This is a genomic window from Streptomyces sp. NPDC012510 (assembly GCF_042955065.1).
Classification (GTDB): domain Bacteria; phylum Actinomycetota; class Actinomycetes; order Streptomycetales; family Streptomycetaceae; genus Streptomyces.
The window spans coordinates 208,932-228,585 of record NZ_JBIBEN010000013.1 but is presented as its reverse complement, the minus strand read 5'-3'; the positions used below and the strand labels follow the sequence as shown (position 1 = coordinate 228,585).

Annotated in this window: 12 protein-coding genes; 9 read left to right on the top strand and 3 right to left on the bottom strand. The window is 71.2% G+C overall.

The window, feature by feature from the left end; translation table 11 throughout:
- Positions 1-368: 368 nt before the first annotated feature.
- On the top strand, positions 369-5,036 hold the full coding sequence (locus tag ACFY9I_RS24795; RefSeq protein WP_391005108.1) for an FtsK/SpoIIIE domain-containing protein: 4,668 nt from the start codon (positions 369-371) through the stop codon (positions 5,034-5,036).
- A gap of 86 nt (positions 5,037-5,122) precedes the next feature.
- On the opposite strand, the gene ACFY9I_RS24790 is transcribed toward ACFY9I_RS24795, so the two are convergent.
- On the bottom strand, positions 5,123-7,150 hold the full coding sequence (locus ACFY9I_RS24790) for a PQQ-binding-like beta-propeller repeat protein (RefSeq protein WP_391005195.1): 2,028 nt from the start codon (positions 7,148-7,150) through the stop codon (positions 5,123-5,125).
- Positions 7,151-7,405: 255 nt separating this feature from the next.
- Between ACFY9I_RS24790 and miaB the strand changes: the two genes are divergently transcribed.
- Positions 7,406-8,941: a tRNA (N6-isopentenyl adenosine(37)-C2)-methylthiotransferase MiaB gene (gene miaB, locus ACFY9I_RS24785; RefSeq protein ID WP_391005106.1), complete on the top strand. Its 1,536-nt coding sequence runs from the start codon at positions 7,406-7,408 to the stop codon at positions 8,939-8,941.
- Between the two features lie 158 nt (positions 8,942-9,099).
- Complete coding sequence (locus ACFY9I_RS24780; RefSeq protein ID WP_391005104.1) at positions 9,100-9,813, top strand: class III extradiol dioxygenase subunit B-like domain-containing protein; 714 nt, start codon at positions 9,100-9,102, stop codon at positions 9,811-9,813.
- Positions 9,814-9,891: 78 nt separating this feature from the next.
- On the opposite strand, the gene ACFY9I_RS24775 is transcribed toward ACFY9I_RS24780, so the two are convergent.
- Entirely contained in the window at positions 9,892-10,218 is a 327-nt protein-coding gene (locus tag ACFY9I_RS24775) for an Rv0909 family putative TA system antitoxin (RefSeq protein ID WP_391005102.1), read from the bottom strand.
- A gap of 24 nt (positions 10,219-10,242) precedes the next feature.
- Entirely contained in the window at positions 10,243-10,518 is a 276-nt protein-coding gene (locus tag ACFY9I_RS24770) for a hypothetical protein (RefSeq protein ID WP_391005100.1), read from the bottom strand.
- Between the two features lie 181 nt (positions 10,519-10,699).
- Here ACFY9I_RS24770 and miaA point away from each other — a divergent pair, with 181 nt between their 5' ends.
- The 6 genes from miaA (at position 10,700) to hflX (ending at position 19,616) form a co-directional block, all read left to right on the top strand.
- The gene (gene miaA / locus ACFY9I_RS24765) at positions 10,700-11,638 is read left to right on the top strand and encodes a tRNA (adenosine(37)-N6)-dimethylallyltransferase MiaA (RefSeq protein ID WP_391005098.1); all 939 of its coding nucleotides are present in this window, start codon (positions 10,700-10,702) and stop codon (positions 11,636-11,638) included.
- Positions 11,639-11,740: 102 nt separating this feature from the next.
- Positions 11,741-12,271, top strand: coding sequence for a hypothetical protein (locus ACFY9I_RS24760; RefSeq protein WP_391005096.1), 531 nt, complete (start codon positions 11,741-11,743; stop codon positions 12,269-12,271).
- A 47-nt stretch (positions 12,272-12,318) separates the two neighbouring features.
- Complete coding sequence (dapF, locus tag ACFY9I_RS24755) at positions 12,319-13,188, top strand: diaminopimelate epimerase (protein WP_391005094.1); 870 nt, start codon at positions 12,319-12,321, stop codon at positions 13,186-13,188.
- A 297-nt stretch (positions 13,189-13,485) separates the two neighbouring features.
- On the top strand, positions 13,486-15,675 hold the full coding sequence (locus ACFY9I_RS24750) for an HD domain-containing protein (RefSeq protein WP_391005092.1): 2,190 nt from the start codon (positions 13,486-13,488) through the stop codon (positions 15,673-15,675).
- A gap of 756 nt (positions 15,676-16,431) precedes the next feature.
- A complete protein-coding gene (locus tag ACFY9I_RS24745) occupies positions 16,432-17,925 on the top strand; it encodes a M1 family aminopeptidase (protein WP_391005091.1) in 1,494 nt (497 codons plus the stop codon).
- A 191-nt stretch (positions 17,926-18,116) separates the two neighbouring features.
- A complete protein-coding gene (hflX, locus tag ACFY9I_RS24740; RefSeq protein WP_391005090.1) occupies positions 18,117-19,616 on the top strand; it encodes a GTPase HflX in 1,500 nt (499 codons plus the stop codon).
- The last annotated feature ends 38 nt before the right edge of the window (positions 19,617-19,654 follow it).

The window sequence follows — 19,654 nt, the reverse complement described above, 5'->3', positions numbered from 1 at the left end:
CTGAACGGGAAGACGGCCGAAGAAGGGCCGGACCCGGACAGCGGGCCCCGAACCCCGAGAAGCGGGCCGGACCCCTCCCGACGGCCCCCGGCCTCCCGAGTGGGTCGGCCACGGCAACCGGCCCATCCCACCACCGCGCACCACTCCGAAAGCACCCCCCGAAGCCGGCCCGATCCCACTACTCCGAAAGCATCCGCCCGGAGCCCGGTCCGGTCCCCGCCACCGGCGTCCGGCCTCACCACCCCGCGCCACTTCGAAGCACCCGTCCCGATGCCACTCCGGCCCACCACCCGCCCGTACGCGCACCACCCTGAAGCACTGCGAAGCACCCCCAAGCCCCCACCCCCGAACCACCCGCAAGGGGAGACGTGAAACTCCTCATCACCACCGTCGCCGACGACGATGCCCGTGGCAGCCAGGACGTTCTGCTCACCGCGTCCGGCAGCACACCCGTCGAGGACGTCGCCGCTCATCTGGCCCAGTTGCGCGCCGGCGACCCGGACGGGCCCGGCGGCTCGCTGACCGCTCCGGGTCCTGCTCCCGCCTGTTACCTGGGCGACGAGCCCCTCGCCCCGGGCACCCCGCTGGCCGACACCCCTCTGATGGACGGCAGCGTCGTCGCCCTCGGCGCCCCGCAGGCCCCGGCCGTGACCGCGTACGGCCCCGAGCGTGACGCCATGCCGCAGCCGCACCGGCTGGACCACGCCCCGGTCGTCGAACTCCAGGTGGTGGGTGGCCCGGACGCCGGACGCGTGTATCCGCTCGGCCTCGGCACCCACGGCATCGGCCCCTCAGAGGACGCCGCAGTGCCCCTCGAGGGCCGAGGCCTGCCGGGCGAGGGCATCCGGGTGACCGTACGCCCGGACGGCTCGGCCATCGTGGAGCTCCGCGAGGGCGGACCGGCCCGGCTGTCCGTGCCGGAACCGCCGGAGCACCGGGGCAGGCCCGACACCCCGCTGCTGCCGCTCGTCGAGCAGGACGAGGACGAGGTGGTGGCGGAGCCTGAGGAGACCGACCGCGCGGTGCTCCCCGACGGGTGGCAGGTGTGGGCCGTCGGCGCCGAACTGTCCGTCGGCGAGTACCTGCTGCGGCTGGTCGAACCGACGCCCCGGGACGCCGCCGTGGTGCCGTCCGAGGGCGGAGGCGGCCTCGACTACAACCGGCCGCCGCGCATCCTGCCCCATCTGGCACCGGAGCGGTTCCGGCTGCCCGGCCCGCCCGACCCGCCGGGCCGCCGACCGATCCCGTTGCTGGTGGCGCTTGCGCCGATGGTGTTCGGCGTCTCGATGATGCTCTTCCTGAACTCGTACTTCTATCTCATCTTCATGTTCCTCTCGCCGGTGCTGATCGCCGCGAACTACGTCAGCGGACGGCGCCAGACGCGCAAGGACTACGAGGAGAAGTCCCGCATCTACCGGCAGCGCCGGGCCTCGCTGGAGGAGGACGTCCGCGAGAAGGTCGCCACCGAGCGGCGGCTGCGCACCGAGAGCGCGCCCGACCCCGCGGTGGCCGGACTGTGGGCGGTCGGCCCGGGCCGCAGGCTGTGGGAGCGGCGCCGAGGCGACCCGGACCACCTCGCCCTGCGCCTCGGCACGGCCCCGCAGCCGTCCCTGCTCGGCATCGACGACACGGCCCGTGAGGACAACCACACCTCCGTGCACTGGACCATCCCGGACGCCCCCGTCAGCGTCGACCTCGTCGACAGCGGAGTGGTCGGACTGGCCGGCGCTCCCGGACCGGTGCAGGCGCTGGCCCGCTGGATGACGGCCCAGGCCGCGATCCTGCATACCCCGCGCGACCTGCGCATCGTCGTGCTCACCGACAAGGGATCACGGGACTCCTGGCACTGGGCGCGCTGGCTGCCCCACTCCCGCGACGGCCTGCCCGGCACCCGGGGAGGCGCCGTCACCCTCATCGGCAACGACCCCGAGACGGTCGCCAACCGCGTCGCCGAACTGGTCTCCACCCTGCGCACCCGGCAGCGGGCCGCCGAGTCCACCATGAGCAAGGCACTGCTCAGCGAACCGGACGTCCTGGTGGTGATGGACGGCGCCCGGCGCCTGCGTGACGTACCGGGGGTGGTGTCGATCCTCAAGGAGGGCCCCGGCGTACGGATCTTCCCGCTCTGCCTGGACCAGGAGGAACGGCTGCTCCCGGAGGAGTGCACCGCCGTGGTCCGCCACGAGAACCACCGCCTCACCCTGCGCCGCACCGGGCTGCCCGACATCACCGACATCCGCCCGGACCTGGTCGAACCCGACTGGTGCGAGCGAGCGGCCCGGGGCATCGCCCCGATCCGGGACGTCACCCCGGACGCCTCCGAGGGCCTGCCCACCCGGGTGGGCCTGCTGCAACTCCTCGGCCTGCCGCAGCCGACCCCCGAACTGATCACCGCCCGCTGGTCGCAGCGCCCGGCGTCCACCGGCGTCCTGCTGGGCGCCGGCTACGACGGCCCGGTCGCCTTCGACCTGGTCAAGGACGGCCCGCACGGACTCGTCGCCGGCACCACCGGCTCCGGCAAGTCCGAACTGCTGCAGACGTTCGTGGCCTCCCTCGCCGCGATGAACCGGCCGGACGAACTCACCTTCGTCCTCGTCGACTACAAGGGCGGCAGCGCCTTCAAGGACTGCGTCGACCTGCCCCACACGCTCGGCATGGTCACCGACCTCGACAGCCACCTCGTGCAGCGCGCCCTCACCTCGCTGTCCGCCGAACTCACCCGCCGCGAGCACATCCTGGCCGAGGTCGGCGCCAAGGACCTGCCCGAGTACCAGGGCATGCGCCGCCGGAACCCCGAACTGGCGCCCGTACCCCGGCTGGTGATCATCATCGACGAGTTCGCCACCCTCTTCCGGGAGATCCCCGACTTCATCCCGGGTCTGGTGAGCATCGCCCAGCGCGGCCGTTCCCTCGGCATCCATCTGATCCTGGCCACCCAGCGCCCCGCCGGAGTGGTGAACGCCGACATCAGGGCCAACACCAACCTGCGCATCGCGCTCAGGGTCACGGACTCCTCGGAGAGCATGGACGTCATCGACACCAAGGACGCCGTCAGCATCTCCCCGGCCAACCCCGGTCGCGCACTCGCCCGCCTCGGCCACGGCACGGTCGTCCCCTTCCAGACCGCCTATGCCGGCACACCGAGGGCCGCCACGAAGCCGTCCGCCGAGGCAAAGGCCCGCCAGGAACGGCAGGCCGCCGAGGAATCCCGGATCTGGGGCACTCCGCTCAACTGGACCCGCCTCGGCCGTGCCCTCGGCCGCCCCGGCACCCCCGAGGGCGAGCAGCACACCGACCCGGCGGAGGACATGGCGTCCGAGGAGGTCCCCACCGACCTCAACACCCTGGTGGAGGCCCTCTCCGAGGCCGCCCGGCTCGCCGACTGCACCCCGCAGCCCAGCCCCTGGCTGCCCGCGCTCGGCCGGCACATCCTGATCGACGACCTGCCCCAGCCCGACGAACCCGGCGGCGCCCGACTGGCCCCGGTCTCCTGGGCCCTGTCGGACATCCCCGAGGCCCAGGCGCAGCTACCGGTCCGGCTGGACCTCGCCGAGTTCGGACACCTGTACGTCATCGGTATCCCCCGCTCCGGCCGCTCCCAGGTGCTGCGCACCATGGCCGGAGCACTGGCCCAGGCCCACTCCAGCGCCGACGTCCACCTCTACGGCATCGACTTCGCCGGTGGCGCGCTCACCGCGCTGGGCGTGCTCCCGCACACCGGTGCCGTGGTGCCCCGCGGTGACATCGAGCGGCTGGAGCGGCTCTTCGCGAGGCTCGACGCCGAGTTGGAGCGCCGTCAGGAACTGCTCACCGAGCACCACGCCGGCAACCTCACCGAGCTGCGCGACCTCGTAGCGGCCGGTACCCGCCCGGCCCACATCATGCTGTTCGTCGACGGCTGGGACGCGCTGATCGAGGCGGTCGCCGACCACAACGGCGGACGCCTGGTCGAGCAGGTCAACCGGCTGCTGCGAGAGGGCGCGGCAGCGGGCATCCACCTCGTCGCGACCTCGGAACGCGCCCTGCTGTCCGGCCGGGCCACCGCCCTCAACGACAACAAGCTGCTGCTGCGCCTGAACGACCGCACCGACTACCACGCCGTCGGCAAGCGTGCCCGCGACATCCCCGACCTCATCCAGCCCGGTCGGGGCTGGACCTCCGACAACGGCACCGAGATCCAGGTGGCCCTCCTCGCACCCGGCGCCACCGGCCAGGAACAGGCCGAGGCGCTGCGCAGGATCGGCGCCGAGGCCGCCGAGCGCGACACCGGGATCCCCGCAGGCCGCAGGCCGGCCGGGATCGGCACGCTGCCGGTGAAGGTGACCTTCACCGACGCCTACGACAAGGTCCCGGTCCCGTCGCGCCGGCCCATGTGGGGTCTGCTCGGCCTCGGCGGCGACGACGTGTCGCCCGTGGGCGTCGACTTCGCGGACACCTCACCGGCGTTCGCCGTCGTCGGCCCGCCCGGTTCCGGCCGCAGCACCACCCTGGCCTCGCTGGCGGTCTCGCTGCTGGCCTCCGGAACCCGACTCGTCATCCTCGCCCCGCGCGAGTCGCCGCTGCGTACCCTCGGGGCCCACCCCGGCGTACGGCTGATCACCGCGACGGAACCCACGGAGGAGGAGTTCACCGGGGCCCTGGAATCAGGCAGCGGACCCAAGGTCGTCATGGTGGACGACGCCGACCTGTTCGTCCTGCCGGACATCGACCAGAACCTTCGCTCCGTGTCCCAGTCCGGCAGGGACCGGGGGATGGGCATCGTCATCGCGGCGACCGCCGAGACCATGACGGGCGCGATGGGCTGGCTCGGCGCCCTCAAACGCCACCGCAAGGGCGTCCTGCTCGGCCCGCAGAGCATCCTGGAGGGCGACTACATCGGCGCCCGCCTGGCCCACGCCCACCTGCGCGGCCGCAAACCGGGCCGGGGCATCACCGTCGACCAGCGCACCGGCGAACTGATCAACGTGCAGATCCCGGAGACCGTGCTCGACGGCGACGGCGACGGCGACGGCGACGGCGCCGACACGACGGCCTGACTCCGGCCGACAGACCGCAGCGCCCGGGGACGAGGGCTCCCCGGGCGCTGCTTCGCTGCGGGACAGGGACCCGGGTGCCATCGGGGTCAGCGGGAGAGGTCGACCGAGAAGAGTTCGTTGTCGCCGGTGAGCGCGTAGGCGTGGCCGTCCGACACCATGGGGCTCGGGAGGCCGGCGTTCTCGACGGTTCTCGAGGCCGGGTGTTCCGAGGAGGCCCACCGCCGTGTACCGGATGCCGCGTCGAAGGCGAGGAGCCGGCCCTCCCCGTTCAGGACATGGAGCAGCCCCCCACTGACGGTGAGACCGCTGGTGAAGTCCTCCTCGTGCTCGGACCGCCACATCTGTCTGCCCGTCCGGCAGTCGGCGGCGAGGAGAGTGCCGGAGGGCGTCGCGACGTAGAACACGTCCTTGGACGTGGTGACCCGGGCCTGGGGTACGGGCTCGGGAAGCCTGACAGACTCCCACCCGAGATCGGGTCGGAACTGTGCTACGGCCACGAGATCGTTCAACGTCTTGTCGTAGGCGACGAAGTTCAGCACGCCCTTCGCCGTCACGCCGATCGGATTCCATCCCTCATTCGCATTGACGCTGTGTTTCCACAAGGCCTTCCCGCTGTGCGCGTCCTGGGCGGTTACCGCCGTACCCCGGTCGGTTGATCCGTACGAGTAGAAGGCGCTCGATGTGGCGCCGATGATTTCCGATCCGTTCGGCATCGTCCCTTCGCGGCTCCAGAGTTCTCTTCCGTCCCGAGCCTCGTAGCCGTGCGTTCGACCGTCGTCGTCCGCGGTCACCACCACCTCGCCGACGAGCACGGGATTGCCGTACGGCAGCGGCTTCTTCCACAACTGCTTTCCGTCGCCCTTGTCCAGGCCGACGAGTGTCTGTTCCTGCCCTGCAGTGGAGACCGCCAGGACGACGGCGGACGACACCCCGATGATGTGTGACGACCTCTGTGCCAGGGCGGATTTGTTGCGCCACACCGGTCGTCCCGAGTCCGGTGCCACCCTCAGCACCTGCCGTCCGGGCACGGCGCAGAACAGGGCTTCCTCCGCGAGGCTGCACGATGCCGCCCCGGCGTTGAAGGAGGAGGGTGCCAGAGGCCGCGTCCACTCCCCGCGGCCGGATGGTGACCACGGCAAGGATGCGGTGACCGCCGTGACGGTTGCGAGGGCCGCCCCGAGCACCGCGTACCTGCGCCGACGCAGGCTGCGACGTGGCCGTCGTTCGTGGAGCTGGGGCGCTGCGGGCGGTGCGGACGCTGCGGGAGATGCGGGCGCTGCGGGAGATGCGGGCGCTGCGGGAGGTGCGGGCGCTGCGGGCGGTGAAGAGGCGGCGAAGTCCGCGAACAGCGCGGTGAGTTGTGTCAGCAGGCTGTCCGCGGTGGGGCGGGCCTTGTGATCCACCACCAGGCATTGGGCCACGATGTCCCGCAGGGCATCGGGTACCTGGCGGAGGTCGGGTTCGCATTCCTGGATCTTCATCAGCACGACAAGCATGTCGGCGCAGCTCGCACGGAAGGGCTCACGGCCCGTCGCGGCGAAGACGACCGTCGACGCCCAGGCGAAGATGTCCACCGCCGGGGTGATCTCGCCCGGCTCCGCGGTTCCCCTGGCCGGAATCTGCTCGGGAGCCATGTAGAGGGGTGTACCGATGATCTCGCCGGTGCGGGTCAGTTGCGTCAGGCCCGGCGCCCAGGCGATTCCGAAGTCGACGATGCACGGCCCGTTGCCGGTCATCAGCACATTGTCCGGTTTGAGGTCCCGGTGCACCAGCCCGACCTTGTGGATGTCCTGCAGGGCCTCCGCTGTGCCCAGGGCCATGCGTAACAGGCTTTCTCCGGTCAGCGGTCCCTCCCGGACGACATCCGTCAGAGAGGGCGCCCGAACATAGGCGCTGGCCATCCAGGGACGCGGGGCCTCCGCGTCGGCGTCCAGGAACTGCGCCGTGTAGGGACTGCTCACCCGCCGGGCCAATTCGATTTCACGCGCGAACCGTTGACGAAATCGGGGGTCATCTGTTCGGTCGGCGTGGATGAGTTTGATGGCCACGGGCATTCCCGCAGGCGTACGAGCTTCGTAGACAACGCCCATCCCGCCTTTCCCGATCCTCCGCACCACGGAGTATTTGCCGATCGACGAGGGATCCCCGTAATTGCTCACGGCTTCAGGCTAATGCGTTTCTCCCGCTCGACGATCGGTGCGGTCACGCTCGGCTTCCTGGCATGGCGCCCTGCGTCCTCACCAGTTCGACACGGACCGCACCCGGCGACGGCTTGCAGGATGCCTGCCCGCGAACGGCCGGGGCGCGGGAGGCATCCGCCTCGGGGCATGCCGGAGCAGGGGCATCTCGGGAGCGCCTACCCTTGGGGCATGACCAGCAGCAGCGACCGGAGCCCGGCAGTGGACGTCCAAGAATCCAAGAGTTACGAAATCCGGACTTATGGATGTCAGATGAACGTCCACGACTCCGAACGGCTGTCCGGTCTCCTGGAGGACGCCGGCTATGTGCGCGCCCCCAAGGAGGCCGGCGAGGGCAACGCCGACGTCGTCGTCTTCAACACCTGCGCCGTACGCGAGAACGCCGACAACCGTCTCTACGGCAACCTCGGCCGCCTCGCCCCGATGAAGAACGCGCGCCCCGGCATGCAGATCGCCGTCGGCGGGTGTCTGGCGCAGAAGGACCGGGACACCATCGTCAAGAAGGCGCCCTGGGTCGACGTCGTCTTCGGCACGCACAACATCGGCAAGCTGCCCGTCCTGCTGGAGCGCGCCCGCATCCAGGACGAGGCCCAGGTGGAGATCGCCGAGTCGCTGGAGGCCTTCCCCTCCACGCTGCCGACCCGCCGCGAGAGCGCCTACGCCGCCTGGGTCTCGATCTCCGTCGGCTGCAACAACACCTGCACGTTCTGCATCGTCCCGGCCCTGCGCGGCAAGGAGAAGGACCGTCGCACCGGCGACATCCTCGCCGAGATCGAGGCCCTGGTCGCCGAGGGCGTCTCCGAGATCACCCTGCTCGGCCAGAACGTGAACGCATACGGCTCCGACATCGGCGACCGCGAGGCCTTCAGCAAGCTGCTGCGGGCCTGCGGCAAGATCGAGGGCCTGGAGCGGGTCCGCTTCACGTCTCCTCACCCCCGCGACTTCACCGACGACGTGATCGCGGCCATGGCCGAGACCCCGAACGTGATGCCGCAACTGCACATGCCGCTCCAGTCCGGCTCCGACACGGTCCTCAAGGCCATGCGCCGCTCGTACCGTCAGGAGCGCTACCTGGGGATCATCGAGAAGGTCCGTGCCTCCATCCCGCACGCGGCCATCACCACCGACATCATCGTGGGCTTCCCCGGCGAGACCGAGGAGGACTTCGAGCAGACGATGCACGTGGTCCGAGAGGCGCGCTTCACCCAGGCCTTCACCTTCCAGTACTCCAAGCGGCCCGGTACCCCCGCCGCGACCATGGAGGACCAGATCCCCAAGGAGGTCGTCCAGAAGCGCTACGAGCGCCTGGTCGCCCTCCAGGAGGAGATCTCCTGGGAGGAGAACAAGAAGCAGGTCGGCCGCACCCTGGAGCTGATGGTCGCCGAGGGCGAGGGCCGCAAGGACGGCGCCACGCACCGTCTCTCCGGCCGTGCCCCCGACAACCGCCTGGTCCACTTCACCAAGCCCGACCGGGAGGTCCGCCCCGGTGACGTCGTGACCGTCGAGATCACGTACGCCGCCCCGCACCACCTCCTCGCCGAGGGCGCCGTGCTCGACGTACGCCGCACGCGCGCGGGCGACGCCTGGGAGAAGCGGAACGCCGCCCCTGCGGAGAAGGCGGCGGGTGTGATGCTGGGGCTGCCGCAGATCGGGGTTCCGGAGCCGCTGCCGGTGGCGACGAGCGGTGGGTGCGGCGTCGGTCAGTAGCGGGTTCAGCTCGGTCGGCGGCGGTCGGCGGTCGGCGGTCGGCGGCGGTCGTCGGTGGTCGTTCGCGGGTTCGCGGGCTGGTGCGGGCCCCACGGATGTGGGGGTCCATCGCGCACTTGCCCGCGCCCCTCACGGGGGCGGCCGTTACTCTGCGGATCATGCTTGTAGCCGCCGCCGTGTGCCCCTGCCCTCCGCTGCTCGTGCCCGAGGTCGCCGCGGGGGCCACGCCTGAGCTGGATCCGGCGCGGGACGCCTGTGTGGACGCGCTCGGGGTGCTTGCCGCGGCTCGGCCCGATCGGCTGGTGGTCGTGGGCCCCGCCGGGCAGGACGGGGAGTATCCGGCGGGTTCACGGGGCTCCTTCCAGGGGTTCGGCGTTGACCTCGACGTCAGCCTGGGACGTGGGGCGGTGGATGCCGCGGACGCACGAGCCGTGCTCCCCGCCTCCCTCGCCGTCGCCGCCTGGCTGCTCGACCGCACCGACCGGGCCGACACCCCTGTGACGGGCCTCGGGGTGGGGGAACCGCTGGCCGCCGAGCGGTGTATCCAAAGCGGACGGGACATCGCCGGGTCCGCCGAGCGCGTCGCCCTGCTGGTGATGGGCGACGCCAGCGCATGCCGGACGTTGAAGGCCCCGGGATACCTGGACGACCGCGCGGCCGACTTCGACGCCTCGGTGGCGCGTGCGCTCGCCGGTGCCGATGTCGCCGCCCTGAAGGCGCTGGACGTCCGGCTGGCACACGAGCTGAAGGCCTCCGGTCGCGCCCCCTGGCAGGTCCTGGCGGGAGCTGCCGAGGACGCCGACCTGGACGGCAGCCTCCTGTACGACGACGCGCCGTACGGTGTGGGCTACCTCGTGGCCACCTGGTCGTAGACCGGACAGGCGGGTCGAACACGGCGGACGGCCGGGGAGCGCCAGGTGCTCCGCGGCCGTCCGTCGATGTGCAGGTGTTCAGGAAACCGGAGGCGGTGGTGTCGTGCCGCCGCCCGGTGTCGGGGGCGTGTGACCGCCGCCCGGTGTCGGGGGCGTGTGACCGCCGCCCGTGGGCGGGGGCGTCGTGCCTCCGTCGTCCTTGTGCGCGAGTCGGTCCATGGCGTGCTTCGCCTTGCCCGTGCCCGACTGGATCCTGTCGCTGTACTTCCCCTTGGTCCTCTTGTCGACCGCGTGAGCGGCCTTGTCGAGACCGTGCTGGATCCTGTCCTCGTGCTTGATCGCGAGGTGCGAGACCCTGTCCTTCGCCGGGGAGAGTCTGGATTTCAGATTACCCATCACGCCCATGGTTCACCTTCCCGCACGGGTCGGTCATTTGCGGGCGCTCTCACCGGCCTCGTTGTCGGCAGCCTGCTCGGCGGTCTGCTGCTTGGGGATTTCCACGTCGTCCGCCGCGTCGACGCCCTCGGCCGTCGTCCCGGCCGATTCGTCCGTGGCCTTCTCCTCGGCCTCGGGCTGGGCGGCCTCAACCGATCCCTTAGCCTCGTCCGACTCCTCCGCCTCCGTCTCGGCAGTCGACGCGGGTGCCGTCACGCCGGTCTCGTCCGCGTCCTTCGCCTTACGACGGAACAGTGAAAAAACGCCCATATCAACCTCAATGCTAATCATGCGGGTTAATTCCCGCGCTCTCCCGGAGCGTCCCATTGCGTCACCCGGGCCGCCGGTACTCGCATCCGGCGCTTCGGACTCGCAACACGCAACGACCCCGGACTGCTCGCGTCACGTCCCTCGTTCGGGAAGGCGCCCCGGCATTTGCGAGACTGGGGCGGTGAGTAGCGCAGTTCCCCCTCCGCGGGTCATCGCCGTCGTCGGACCGACCGCGGCCGGAAAGTCCGATCTGGGCGTCTTTCTGGCTCAGCGTCTCGGCGGCGAGGTCGTCAACGCCGATTCCATGCAGCTCTACCGGGGGATGGACATCGGCACCGCCAAGCTGACCCCCGCCGAGCGCGCCGGAATCCCGCACCACCTCCTGGACATCTGGGACGTCACGGTGACGGCCAGCGTCGCCGAGTACCAGCGCCTCGCCCGCGCGCGCATCGACGCCCTGCTCGCCGAGGGTCGCTGGCCGATCCTGGTGGGCGGCTCCGGGCTGTACGTCCGGGGAGCCGTCGACAACCTGGAGTTCCCCGGCACCGACCCCGAGGTCCGCGGCCGTCTGGAGGAGGAACTGACACTCCGCGGCTCCGGCGCGCTCCACGCCCGGCTGGCGGCCGCCGACCCGGAGGCCGCCCAGGCGATCCTGCCGAGCAACGGCCGCCGGATCGTCCGCGCCCTCGAAGTGATCGAGATCACCGGAAAGCCGTTCACGGCGAACCTTCCCGGCCATGACTCGGTCTACGACACCGTCCAGATCGGTGTCGACGTGACGCGCCCCGAGCTCGACGAGCGGATCACCCGCCGCGTCGACCGCATGTGGGACGCCGGACTGGTCGACGAAGTGCGCGCACTGGAGGCGAAGGGGTTGCGCGAGGGGCGTACGGCGTCACGTGCGCTCGGCTACCAGCAGGTCCTCGCCGCGCTGGCCGGGCAGTGCACCATGGACGTGGCGCGTGCCGAGACCGTACGTGCCACCAAGCGCTTCGCGCGCCGTCAGGATTCATGGTTCAGGCGCGACCCCCGGGTGCATTGGCTCAAGGGGGGCCTCGCCGACCTGACGGAACTCCCTCAACTCGCCATGGCCTTGGTCGAACGACCGGTCACAGCCTGATCACGTCATGGCATCGGGTCGCCCCGGCGGTCATCCCGGCCTGAGAAGGCGTGCCATCATCGAGCTTCGATCGACCAAGTGGAGTCCGAGTTGGGAGGGCGCGTGGCGATGGAGGCCGGCCCTCGCGACACCGCACAAGGCGCGCAGCGCGGCACCGCGGAGGACGCGGAGCAGCTGGTTACCGAGGGGTACACACTGGAGCCCGACGGAGGACCGCTGAGCCCCGACGGTCCTGAGGACCAGAGTCCCGATGGCGTGAGCGACGACGGACCGGAACCGGACGAGATGTCCGGGCCGGAGGTCGAGGTCGAGCTGCGCCCCCAGCGCAGGCTGCGGCTGTGGCAGCTCGCGCCCATCGTGGGTCTCGCCGCGGTCGGTTCCCTGATGTTCGCCTTCCCGCTCGCCTTCGAGTTCGGGGACGGCGGGGCCGTGGTCGCCATGCTCGGTCTGCTGATCTGCTCCACCGCGGCCGGCTGGGGCATGATGGCCGCCCGCCGCGTCGGTTACACGTGGCCCGGTCTTCCCCAGCGCGGCTCCGGCCGCCGCCCGGACTGGCGCCTCGTCCTCGCCTACGCCCTGGTCCTCGCCGCCGTGGCCTTTCTGGCGGTGTGGCGGGTGGCCCGCCTCCGCTGAGGTCCGGCGCCCACCGGTGTGTCGTGGTGACCCCGTACGATCGAGGAATGAGCACGCGGATCGCCTTCCTCAAGGGTCACGGCACCGAGAACGACTTCGTGATCGTCCCGGACCCCGAGAACGTCATCGACCTCCCCCCGGCCGCCGTCGTCGCCCTGTGCGACCGGCGTGCGGGCATCGGCGGTGACGGCCTGCTGCACGTCGTACGGTCCGCCGCGCACGCGGAGGCCGAGGAGCTGGCCGGCGAGGCGGAGTGGTTCATGGACTACCGCAACGGCGACGGGTCGATCGCCGAGATGTGCGGCAACGGCGTCCGGGTCTTCGCCCGCTACCTCGTGCACGCCGGTCACGCCACCGAGGGCGACCTCGCCGTGGCCACGCGCGGAGGTGTGAAGAAGGTCCACATCGACAAGGACGGTGACGTCACGGTCGGCATGGGCCGCGCACGCCTCCCCGAGGGTGATGTCACGGTGAGCGTGGGCGAGCACAACTGGCCCGCCCGCAACGTGAACATGGGCAACCCGCACGCGGTCGCCTTCGTCGGCGACCTCGCCGACGCCGGCGACCTGTACACGGCGCCCTCCTTCGGCCCCCCTTCCGCCTACCCGGACGGGGTGAACGTCGAGTTCGTCGTCGACCGCGGCCCCCGGCACGTGGCGATGCGCGTCCATGAGCGCGGCGCGGGCGAGACCCGCTCCTGCGGCACCGGCGCGTGCGCCGTCGCCGTGGCCGCCGCCCGCCGTGACGGCGCAGACCCGGCCGTCACGGGCATCCCCGCGACCTACACCGTCGACGTGCTCGGCGGCACGCTCGTCATCACCGAACGGCCCGACGGCGAGATCGAGATGACCGGTCCCGCGGTGATCGTCGCCGAGGGCGAGATCGAGGCCAAGTGGCTGGAAAACGTGGCACGTTGAGGTGTGGTAGGGCTTGATTTGGGGGTGTTCGGAGCGCGGATGACCCCTGCATCCAAGTCAACGGGCCGTTCGAAAGTGAGAATCCACGGCGTGTCTCGGGTGGGGTGACGCAAAACCGTAAACCTCCGAACCATCGCTCGAATGGGTGATCCGTTTCACGCTCGGCGAGAGGCGGTCGGACGGGCGTGGTGGGCTCGGTAGCATCAAGCACCGGCACGGACGGGGGAACGACACGATCCCCGAGCCGCCGCACGCCCTGGGGCACCCGTCCGCCGGTCCACGCAGCCGGAGGTGCCCATGAGCGCGGAGGCCACGAACCCCGCCGTATCGCCCGCCCCTGCGCCGCCCACAGCGCACCGCAGGAAGGGCCGACCTCGCATCGACCTGCGCCGTCTGGGCCGCGCCGCACTCCTGGGCCCGACGACCCGCGACCGGTTGCCCGACGCGATCAGCCATGTCGTCGAGGCCCACCGCGCCCACCATCCCGACGCCGACCTGGACCCGTTGCGCAGGGCGTACGTCCTCGCCGAGTCCTCGCACCGCGGTCAGATGCGCAAGAGCGGTGAGCCGTACATCACCCATCCCCTCGCGGTGACGCTGATCCTCGCCGAACTGGGCGCGGAGACGACGACCCTGACGGCCTCTCTCCTCCATGACACCGTCGAGGACACCGATGTGACCCTCGATCAGGTCCGCGACCAGTTCGGTGAGGAGGTGCGCTATCTCGTCGACGGTGTGACCAAGCTGGAGAAGGTCGACTACGGGGCCGCCGCCGAGTCCGAGACCTTCCGCAAGATGCTCGTCGCCACCGGCAACGACGTCCGCGTGATGTCGATCAAACTCGCCGACCGGCTGCACAACATGCGCACCCTCGGCGTGATGCGCCCCGAGAAGCAGGAACGCATCGCCAAGGTCACCCGCGACGTGCTGATCCCGCTCGCCGAACGGCTCGGCGTCCAGGCGCTCAAGACCGAGCTGGAGGACCTCGTCTTCGCGATCCTCCACCCCGAGGAGTACGCGACCACGCGCCGGCTCATCGCGGACAACGCGGCGCAGGAGAGCGACCCGCTCGCCGAGATCTCCGAAGAGGTCCGCGGCGTCCTGCGCGAGGCCGGCATCCAGGCCGAAGTCCTCATAAGGCCACGCCACTTCGTGTCCCTGCACCGGGTCTCCCGCAAACGCGGACGGCTGCGCGGCACCGACTTCGGACGGCTCCTGGTGCTCGTCAACGAGGACGCCGATTGCTACGCCGTCCTGGGCGAACTGCACACCTGCCTCACGCCCGTGGTCTCGGAGTTCAAGGACTTCATCGCCGTACCGAAGTTCAACCTGTACCAGTCGCTCCACACGGCCGTCGCGCGCGGCGACGGCCAGGTCGCCGAAGTCCTCATCCGCACACACCAGATGCACAAGGTCGCCGAGGCCGGAGTCGTGGCGCTGGGCAACCCGTACGCCTCTCCGCCGGAGGAACTGCCCGACGGCGAGCGGACCGGCGGCGAGGGCGAGCGCGTCGACCCCACCCGCCCCGGCTGGCTCTCCCGGCTCCTCGACTGGCAGGAGGCGGCCCCGGACGCGGACATGTTCTGGTCGACCCTGCGGGAGGACCTCGCCCAGGACCGTGAGATCACCGTGTTCCGGCCCGACGGAGGCACATTGGGGCTCCCCGAGGGCGCCAGTTGCGTGGACGCGGCGTACGCGCAGTACGGCGAGGACGCGCATGCCTGCATCGGGGCTCGCGTCAACGGCCGGCTGGCCACGCTGAGCACGGTGCTGAGGGACGGTGACACCGTCCAACTCCTCATGGGCCAGGACCCGGCCTCCGAACCCTCCCGGGAGTGGCTGGAGCACGCCCACACGCCCGCCGCCCGCATCGCCATCCAGCGCTGGCTCGCCACCCACCCCTCACCCGCCGCCGACGAGCACGAGGGGCACGAGGAGCGCGAGGGACGCGGGGGGCACGAGGGTGAACGCAAGGACGGGACACAGGCGCTCCGCCCCGCCCACGACGAGCCCGCCGCCTCCGGCACCGTGAACGCCGTGCTGGTCGTCGACCGGCCCGAGGCGACCGTACGCCTCGCCGGGTGTTGTACGCCCGTACCCCCCGACGAGGTCACCGGCTTCGCCGTCCGTGGGGGAGTGGTGACGGTTCACCGCGTCGAATGCGCCGCCGTGGCGCGGATGAAGGGTCTGGGGCGCTCGGAGATCGCCGTGCGCTGGGGGGACACCACCGAGTTCCGGGTCACCCTCGTCGCCGAGTCCTTCCAACGGCCCCATCTCCTCGCCGACCTCACCGAGGCCATCGCCCTCGAAGGCGTCGACATCGTCACCGCCACCGTAGAACCCCCGACCCAGCAGCGCGTCCGCCACACCTACACGCTGCAACTCCCGGACGCCGCCCAACTCCCCACCCTGATGCGGGCCATGCGGAACGTACCGGGTGTCTACGACGTCGGCCGCGCCCAGCACCAGACCACGTCCGCGCACTGACACCGGGAAACGGCCGCGCAGACAGCCCGCTGGCCGCCGGGTATGCGGTTCGACGGGTGGTGACGCAGGCGACTCGCCGGGCGTACGCACGCAGTTCGAGGGTGGCCGTAGCGGCGACCTGATGGGCGGCCGCACGCGGCTCACCAGCGGCGGCGCAGGCGGCTTGGCGGGGCGCGCGGTTCGAGGGGTGGTGGCTCAAGCCATCCGGTGGGTGGCCGGACGCGGCCGAAGGGCGGCCTGGGCGCGCGGTTCCACAGATGTTGGCGTGAGCACCCCGGTGGCGGCCGCAGCCAGCCCCATGGACGGCCACCCACCGTGGGCTTCCGCAACTCTGTGGGCTGTCGCGCACGCGGTTCGGCGGGGGCATCCACCGACGGCTCGGTTGGCCGCCGAGCACGTCATGTGACGGATGGCGGCACATGCAACCCGTGGGCGGTCGCCACCGGCACCTCGACAGGAGGCCGCACCCGGCTCGACGGGGGGCGCGCACGCGGCTTGCCGCGCGGCCACCGTGCGTGATGTCGGCGGGCGGCGGCGCAACGGTGGCGGCGCGTGCGTGATGTCGGCGGGCGCGCACGCGATCGGCGGACTGCCCGGCCGCGACGTCTGTGGGTGGGGCCGGGCAGTGACCACATCCCGAGGCCCCGGCGCCGACCTCGCGCGTGGGAGGGACACGGCAGACCGGGGGCCGCTCGTTCGGGTGGGGCCGCTGCGCGTCGGCCGCGCGGAGGGTGGGAGCACTGGTAGCCGTGGTGCATGTCGCTCACCCCACGCCCCAGGAGCCGTCGCGTCCAGACGGCGCTGCTCGCCTCCGCCGTCTCCGTGTGCCTGATCGCCGCGAGCGCTCCCTCACCCGCCGTGCCCCTCGGCGTCGGCGACCGGCTCTTCCCGCACCTCGGCAACCCGGGGTACGACGTGCAGTCGTACGACCTGGCCTTCACCTACCCCGGCAGCAACCGGGAGCCGCTCACGGCCGTCACCACGATCGACGCGCGCACCACCTCCCGCCTGAAACTCGTCAACCTCGACTTCACCCACGGCAAGGTGCGCTCCGTGGAGGTCGACGGAGATCCCGCCGCCTTCACGAGCGCCGGGGAGGATCTGGTCGTCACACCCCGGGAGCCGCTCGCCGAGGGCAGCCGGACGCGCATCACCGTGCGGCACACCAGCGACCCCGTCTACACCGGGGACGAGGAGGGCGGCTGGGTGCGGACCACGGACGGGCTCGCGATGGCCAATCAGGCCGACGCGGCCCACGTGGTCTTCCCTGGCAACGACCACCCCTCCGACAAGGCGATGTTCACCGTCCGCGTCACCGTCCCAGACGGCTACACGGCCGTCTCCAACGGCCTCGCCACCGGTACGGACCGCGCCCCCGGCACCACCACCTGGACGTACCGCACCCAGCACCCCATGGCCACCGAACTGGCCCAGATCTCCATCGGCCGCTCCGCCGTCCTCCACCGCACCGGACCGAACCGCCTGCCCGTACGGGACGTGGTCCCCGCCAAGGACCGCGAGAAGCTCGAACCCTGGCTCAAGAAGACCCCGGCCCAGATCGAGTGGATGGAGGACAAGGTCGGGCGCTACCCCTTCGAGACGTACGGGGTGCTGGTCGCCGAGGCGCAGACCGGGTTCGAGCTGGAGACCCAGACCCTTTCCCTCTTCGAGAGGAACCTGTTCACCCGCCCCGAGTACCCCAAGTGGTACGTCGAGTCGATCATGGTGCACGAGCTGGCCCACCAGTGGTTCGGCAACAGCGTCAGCCCCCGCACCTGGTCCGACCTGTGGCTCAACGAGGGACACGCCACCTGGTACGAGGCCCTGTACGCGGAGGAGACCGCCGGCAAGCCCCTGGCGGCGCGCATGAAGGCCGCCTACGGAGCCTCCGACCGCTGGCGCACCGCCGGGGGACCGCCGGCCGCGCCGAAGAAGCCCAAGGGGGGCCGGAAGATCGGCATCTTCCGGGCGAACGTCTACGACGGCGCGGCGCTCTTCCTGTACGCGCTCCGCCAGGAGATCGGCGCCCCCGCCTTCGCCCGGCTGCAACGGACCTGGGTCGCCGTCCACCGGGACGGCGTCGCCTCGACCGCCGACTTCCAGAAGCTCGCCTCCCAGATGGCCGGACGCGACCTCGGTGGCTTCTTCCACGCCTGGCTGTACCAGGAGAAGACCCCGCCCATGCCCGGCCATCCCGACTGGAAGCCGGTTCCGGATCCGGCTCCGGCGCGGGCCTCGTCCGAGCGATGACCGGGGGCCCTTACGGGTGTGACCCCGGTGGGGACGGGAAATAACCCGGGTGACGAGACGAGGCGTACCGTGCGACCATCTTCGAGTCGGCGACGGGAATCTCCCGGAAGCCCCGGGCGTTGTCGCCGATGACGAGTCGTGAACCGTCGTGATCCGTCACCTTTCGGTATCCCTTTCGACGTAAGGACCCAATGACCTCCTCTTCATCCCCTTCCCAGGCCGCACAGCGCGCCTTCGCGCAGAACACCCCCGAGGCTCTTCGGGCCGATGCCCTGATGGAAGAGGACGTCGCCTGGAGCTTCGAGATCGACGGAGAGCGGGACGGCGACCAGTTCGACCGCTCCGACCGCGCGGCCCTGCGCCGTGTCGCGGGCCTCTCCACCGAACTCGAGGACGTCACCGAGGTCGAGTACCGGCAGCTCCGCCTGGAGCGGGTCGTACTCGTCGGTGTCTGGACCACGGGGACCTCGCAGGACGCGGAGAACTCGCTGGCCGAGCTGGCTGCCCTCGCGGAGACCGCGGGCGCGCTCGTGCTCGACGGCGTGATCCAGCGCCGCGACAAGCCGGACGCGGCCACCTACATCGGTTCCGGCAAGGCCAACGAGCTGCGGGACATCGTTCTCGACTCGGGCGCGGACACCGTGATCTGCGATGGTGAGCTGAGCCCGGGCCAGCTCATCCACCTCGAAGACGTCGTCAAGGTCAAGGTCATCGACCGTACGGCCCTGATCCTCGACATCTTCGCCCAGCACGCCAAGTCCCGAGAGGGCAAGGCGCAGGTCGCGCTCGCGCAGATGCAGTACATGCTGCCGAGGCTGCGAGGCTGGGGTCAGTCGCTGTCCCGGCAGATGGGCGGCGGCAAGGGCGGCGGCCTCGCCACCCGTGGTCCCGGTGAGACCAAGATCGAGACGGACCGGCGTCGGATCCGCGAGAAGATGGCGAAGATGCGCCGGGAGATCGCGGAGATGAAGACCGGCCGCGAGATCAAGCGCCAGGAGCGCAGGCGGAACAAGGTGCCGTCGGTCGCCATCGCGGGCTACACCAACGCGGGCAAGTCGTCCCTGCTCAACCGCCTCACCGGCGCCGGTGTCCTGGTGGAGAACGCGCTCTTCGCGACCCTCGACCCGACCGTGCGCCGGGCCGAGACCCCGAGCGGGCGGCTGTACACGCTGGCGGACACCGTCGGCTTCGTACGCCACCTGCCGCACCACCTCGTCGAGGCGTTCCGCTCCACGATGGAGGAGGTCGGCGACTCCGACCTGATCCTGCACGTGGTCGACGGTTCGCACCCCGCGCCGGAGGAGCAGCTCGCCGCCGTGCGCGAGGTCATCCGTGACGTGGGCGCGACGGACGTGCCGGAGATCGTGGTCATCAACAAGGCGGACGCCGCCGACCCGCTGACGCTCCAGCGGCTGCTGCGGATCGAGAAGCGCTCCATCGCGGTCTCGGCCCGCTCCGGCCAGGGCATCGAGGAACTGCTCGCCCTGATCGACAACGAGCTGCCCCGCCCCTCGGTCGAGATCGAGGCGCTCGTGCCGTACACCCACGGCAAGCTCATCGCCCGTGCCCACACCGAGGGCGAGGTGATCTCCGAGGAACACACCCCGGAGGGCACCCTGCTCAAGGCCCGGGTGCACGAGGAACTGGCGGCGGACCTCGCTCCGTACGTCCCCACGGCTACGACGGCCTGACCGTCGCATCCGTACCCGAAGGCCCGCCCCCTCCGCCC